This window comes from Pseudomonas sp. SDO5532_S415 (assembly GCF_054071155.1).
Map to the genome: position 1 here is coordinate 1 of NZ_JBSVWS010000337.1, position 2,003 is coordinate 2,003.

The window sequence follows — 2,003 nt, forward strand, 5'->3', positions numbered from 1 at the left end:
CATCAAAGTCGTCTGTCATACCGCCTTCGCGAGCAGGCTCGCTCCCACAGTCGCTTCAGGGTCCCTTTTTCTTGTCCGCAGCAAGCTGTTTTCATGACAGTTTTGTTTCAATCGCTTCTTTAGCTATGCGATGCTGGCGCCCAGACCGTTAGCCAACTACAGCTTAAGTACAGAACGTAGAACATCGCGCGGCACCGTCAACTTGCTCCTTTGGGGCGCTACCACCACAGGGGGCCCTGCATGCTCACCCTGCTCAATTTGCTTTCTGCCGTGGCCTTGCTGATCTGGGGCACGCACATCGTCCGCACCGGCATCCTGCGGGTCTACGGGTCCAACCTGCGCCATGTGATCGGCCAGAACATGTCCAAACGCTGGCTGGCGTTCATCTCCGGGATCGTGGTGACCGCCATGGTCCAGAGCAGCAACGCCACGGCGATGCTCGTCACGTCATTTGTCGGCCAGGGTTTGATGGGGCTTACGCCTGCGCTGGCGACCATGCTTGGGGCCGATGTCGGTACGGCGCTGATGGCGCGGGTGCTGACCTTCGATTTGTCATGGCTGTCGCCGCTGCTGATTTTTGTCGGGGTAATCTTCTTTCTCTCGCGTAAACAGACGCGAATAGGCCAGATGGGCCGCGTCAGTATTGGCCTGGGATTGATCATTCTGGCGCTGCAACTGATCGTTGAAGCCGCCGCGCCGATCACCCACGCCCAAGGGGTGAAGGTTATTTTTGCCTCGCTGACCGGCGATATCCTGCTCGACGCCCTGGTCGGCGCGTTGTTCGCGATGATTTCCTACTCCAGCCTGGCGGCGGTATTGCTGACCGCAACCCTGGCCGGTGCCAACGTGATCAGTCTGCCGGTGGCCCTCGGCCTGGTGATCGGCGCCAACATCGGCAGTGGCATCCTCGCGTTCCTCAGCACCAGCATGCAGAACGCAGCGGGTCGTCAGGTGGCGTTGGGCAGCCTGTTGTACAAGCTGATCGGCCTGTTGCTGATCATTCCGGTGCTCGACCCGCTGGTGCATTGGATCGACAGCCTGGATTTCAGTCCTCAGGAAATGGTCATCGGCTTTCACCTGCTCTACAACACGGCGCGCTGCCTGGTCCTGCTGCCCAGCGTCGGGCCGATGGCCAGGTTTTGCGCGTGGGTGCTGCCGGAGCGCCCGCAACTCAATGGCACCGCCAAACCCCGACACCTCGATCCGACCGCGTTGGTCACGCCCAGTCTCGCTTTGGCCAACGCCGCCCGGGAAACCCTGCGCATGGGTGACCTGATCGATAACATGCTCGAAGCCATGCAGGACGTGCTGCACGGCAAGCAAACTGCCGTCACTCAGGAAATGCGACGCCTGACGGATGATGTGGAATCCCTCTACAGCGCCATCAAGCTGTACTTGGCGCAAATGCCCCGCGAGGACCTCAGTGACCAGGACAGCCGGCGGTGGGCGGAAATCATCGAGCTGGCGATCAACCTGAAACTGGCCAGTGACCTGATCGAGCGCATGCTGCGCAAGGTCCAGCAACAGAAAACCGCGCAGCGACGGTCGTTTTCCGAGGTTGGCCTGGAGGAGTTGGCGGGGTTGCACAGTCAGCTGATTTCCAACCTGCGTCTGGGCTTGTCGGTGTTTCTCAGCGCCGATAAGGAAAGTGCCCGCCAATTGCTGCGGGAGAAACGTCGCTTTCGTGCACAGGAACGCCGCCTGGCACACGCTCATGTCAGCCGATTGCAACGTAAGATCGTGCAAAGTATCGAGACCAGCTCCCTGCACCTGGAGTTGATCGCCGATATGAAGCGTCTGAACTCGCTGTTTTGCAGCAGTGCCTATGTGGTGTTGGAAACCTCCGAAACCGGCGCACTGGCGGCCGACGATCTGGCGGACATCACGCATTCGCCTTGAACGTCTGCCAGAGTGGTCAGTCAGTAACATTGATTCGGCTGGAAGGTCATTCGCGAGCAGGCTCGCTCCCACAGTTGATTTGTGTACGCCACAAACTCAATGAC

The 2,003-nt window shown here is 59.7% G+C and carries 1 protein-coding gene; it reads left to right on the forward strand.

The window, feature by feature from the left end; all coding sequences use genetic code 11:
- Positions 1–240: 240 nt before the first annotated feature.
- Positions 241–1,899, forward strand: a complete 1,659-nt coding sequence (locus tag ACW9HW_RS29905; protein WP_457402930.1) for a Na/Pi cotransporter family protein — start codon at positions 241–243, stop codon at positions 1,897–1,899.
- Positions 1,900–2,003 lie beyond the last annotated feature (104 nt).

Excerpts from the sequence above, each read along its gene's own strand:
- ACW9HW_RS29905 (WP_457402930.1), top strand. The coding sequence starts at position 241 with ATGCTCACCCTGCTCAATTTGCTTTCTGCCGTGGCCTTGCTGATCTGG.